The organism is Globicatella sp. HMSC072A10, from assembly GCF_001811625.1.
GTDB lineage: Bacteria > Bacillota > Bacilli > Lactobacillales > Aerococcaceae > Globicatella > Globicatella sanguinis.
Genome location: NZ_KV805787.1, coordinates 1,390 through 3,376 on the forward strand (window position 1 = coordinate 1,390; position 1,987 = coordinate 3,376).

The window sequence follows — 1,987 nt, forward strand, 5'->3', positions numbered from 1 at the left end:
AAAACGGTTGGACATTTGCACCAGACCAAGGTATACTTGCTGATCCAATCTTGAACGCTGATTTTTTACACCAAGTCTATACACATGCAGACTCTGAGTACACTGATCGAGTAACTGTTCCTGTTTTATATGACAAGAAAAAAGATACCATCGTCAACAACGAATCATCTGAAATTATGTTGATGTTAAACTCAGCCTTTGATGAAATTGGTGCTAAAGAAGGCGACTACTATCCAGAAGAATTGCGTGACCAAATTAAAGAAATGGATGACTTTGTATATCCTAACATCAACAACGGTGTTTATAAAGCTGGTTTTGCGACAGATCAAACAGTTTATGAAGAAGAAGCGGGTCATGTATTCGATGCCCTAGAGAAATTAGACAGCATTTTAGCTGATAACAAGTTCTTACTAGGCGACAAATTTACTACTTCTGATATCCGCTTATTCCCGACTTTAATACGTTTCGAGCATGTTTACTATGGTCACTTCAAGTGCAATATTAAACATTTAACTGATTTTAAAAATGTATGGTGTTATACACGTGAAATCTACAATATGCCAGGTATTGCTGACACAGTTGATTTCTACCACATCCAACACCATTACTACGGAAGCCACCCTACAATTAACCCGAACGGTATTATTCCAGCAGGTCCTACAATTAGCTTAGACATTTAGATAAAGAAAATCACCTGGAGAACGTTATAGTGACTCTTCCCTTTTACACAATTATATGGACTTTATCCTCTCATGCTCTGCAATTGAAATTAGAAAATAATTACGCTTCTCGTCAATTACGCATGGGTGATCGTGTCGATAATTTGGAGAAAAAATTGGATCAGGATACATTCAATGAAAATGAACGAAAAATTTTGGCTTATTTGTATAGTCATGGACAGATTACAGGGAAATTAGCCTCAGAAATCATTGAAATGAGTAATGCGACTGCTCGTAAATTGCTCAGAGGTTTAGTATATAAAAATGTATTAAGTTGGCACGGGAATTCTAAACGAGATCCCAAACAGTATTATACGATTAAACTATAGTAAGGCATCAAAATTCGGAGTAAGTTCGGAGTAAGTTCGGAGTAGTTCGGAGTAAGTTCGGAGTAGTCCAGAGTTCAGCATTTTTAGTCGAAATTCCATCAATATATAAATGAATGTCAAACTAACTGACATTTTAAATCTTTTTCATGGTAATATGGGAATATTACGTATATAGGGAGAAGGTTGACATGCAAGTGCCAATTCTTTACGAAGATAATCATTTACTAATGGTAGAGAAACCAGTTAATATTCCAGTGTAATCGGATCAAAGTCGTGACAAAGATTTATTAACGATATTAAAAGAAGATATAAAAATTCGCTTTAATAAACCAGGGAATGTCTACTTAGGTCTAGTGCATAGACTGGACCGGCCGGTTAGTGGGGCAATGGTATTCGCCAAAACGTCCAAAGCTGCTTCACGACTATCGGTCCAGGTGAGACGCAATTCGATGACGCGTAAATATTACGCAGTCGTTCATGGGAAGCCTTCCAAAGATCAAGGTCAGTTAACTGATTACTTATTAAAAGATACGTGAAAAAATATTGTGTCGATTTTTCCTTCTGACCATAAAGAAGGAAAAAAAGCAGTTCTTACCTATAAAGTCTTAGAAATTAATGATCAATTGTCTTTAATAGAAGTGCAACTCCAAACTGGATGGCCTCATCAAATTCGTGTCCAACTAGCAGGGATGGGTACGCCAATCTGGGGTGACCAAAAATACGGTCATAAATTCAGCAAAGTAGGACAGCAAATTGCCTTATGGGCACAGGAGCTTTCGTTAGAACACCCAACTAAGAAAACTGAAGTGAGAGTACAAACCTTGCCAAAACAGGAATTTCCTTGGAATTGTTGGGAAAGTATTCATTAGATAAGCCATGGCATGACATATTCTTAAAGCGAGCATTCATGTATATGTTAACTTAAAAGTGAGCCACTAT

At 36.9% G+C, this 1,987-nt stretch carries 2 protein-coding genes and 1 pseudogene; all 3 read left to right on the top strand.

The genetic code is table 11. The features are described from left to right. The coding region (locus tag HMPREF2811_RS08620; protein ID WP_071408982.1) for a glutathione S-transferase family protein at positions 1 to 680 on the top strand (680 nt) is incomplete at its 5' end. A 29-nt stretch (positions 681 to 709) separates the two neighbouring features. After that, a complete protein-coding gene (locus HMPREF2811_RS08625; RefSeq protein WP_071408983.1) occupies positions 710 to 1,048 on the top strand; it encodes a hypothetical protein in 339 nt (112 codons plus the stop codon). 314 nt (positions 1,049 to 1,362) lie between these two features. Continuing rightward, a pseudogene (locus HMPREF2811_RS08630) lies at positions 1,363 to 1,917 on the top strand (RluA family pseudouridine synthase). Positions 1,918 to 1,987: the final 70 nt, after the last annotated feature.